This window comes from Chryseolinea lacunae (assembly GCF_016735595.1).
Classification (GTDB): Bacteria; Bacteroidota; Bacteroidia; order Cytophagales; family Cyclobacteriaceae; genus Chryseolinea; species Chryseolinea lacunae.
Genome location: NZ_JAERRB010000027.1, coordinates 1 through 1,271, shown reverse-complemented (window position 1 = coordinate 1,271; position 1,271 = coordinate 1). Strand labels below are relative to the sequence as shown.

General features: G+C 49.0%; 1 protein-coding gene. It reads right to left on the bottom strand.

Annotated features, from left to right (window positions below):
- On the bottom strand, positions 1-1,214 hold a 1,214-nt coding region (locus tag JI741_RS32375), incomplete at its 3' end, for an IS256 family transposase (RefSeq protein ID WP_202016734.1).
- Between the last annotated feature and the right edge of the window lie 57 nt (positions 1,215-1,271).

The following is a 1,271-nucleotide window of genomic DNA, read 5'->3' as shown; positions in this document are numbered from 1 at the left end:
TTCAGCCTTCCCTCGAACCAAATCGATAGCTGTGACACCGTGAGGCTCCAGTTCTGAAGCGGTTGAGTCCACTTCTTTCGGATGTTCCCATATGCCAGATAGATCAATTTGAGCAAGGCCATATCAGATGGAAAAGCTCCTTTGGTTTTTGTCACCTTCCTGACCTGGCGATGAAAGCCCTCGATGGTATTGGTTGTGTAGATCAGCTTGCGGATAGCAGGATCGTACTTGAAGTAAGTGCTCAGCTTGTTCCAGTTGTTCCGCCAAGAGGCAATGACCACAGCATACTTCTTCCCCCATTTCTGATCGAGCCCATCGAGCTGTTGCTCGGCAAGGTCCTTGGTGGTTGCTTGATATACTTCTTTGAGGTCGGCCAGGAAGAGCCTCTGGTCCTTGCTGGCAATGTACTTCAGGCTGTTACGGATCTGATGAACGATACAGCTCTGAACCTCGGCCTGTGGGAAGGTTGCTTGGATTGCCTCAGCAAAGCCCTTCAAATTATCGATGCACGAGATCAGGATATCTTCGACGCCACGCGTCCTCAAGTCTGATAGCACTCCTAGCCAGAAGTTGGCACCCTCGCTCTCAGAGACATACATACCGAGCAGATCTTTACGCCCTTCGCTGTTGATACCTAAAATATGATATACTGCGCGAGAAACGATCTTGCCTTCATCCTTAACCTTGTAGTGCATAGCGTCCATCCAGACGATGCAATAGACTGGTTCCAGTGGTCGAGCCTGCCACTCTTTGATGGTGGGGATAATTCGATCGGTAATGGCGCTCAGCGTGCTGTGGGAGATATCCGCATCGTACATCTCTTTAAGGTGAGAGCTAATGTCCCGCAAGCTCATACCAAGGCCATACATCCCTAGTATTTTTGTCTCTAGTGTGTCGGCCAGAACGGTCTCACGCTTCTTAACCAGTTCAGGCTCAAAGGTACCGTGGCGATCACGGCTGGTCTCTAGCTCAACGGGACCATCTGAGGTCTGGACCGTTTTACTGGTCTTGCCGTTTTTACGATTACCTTCTTTACGCTCGCCTCCATCCAAGTGAGAATCGAGTTCACCCTCAAGGGCAGATTCCAGAAAGCTTTTGAGCATCGGCGCGAATGCGCCGTCTTTACCATACAAAGATTTGCCCGAGCGAAACTGCTCCAGGGCTTTTTTCTTGATCTCCTCTAAATTGAATTCCTCTTGCTTTTTCTTTTTCATATTCTGTATCAAAGTTGGTGTTTTTTCACGCTTTGACACAGTTCACTTTACAGCCTC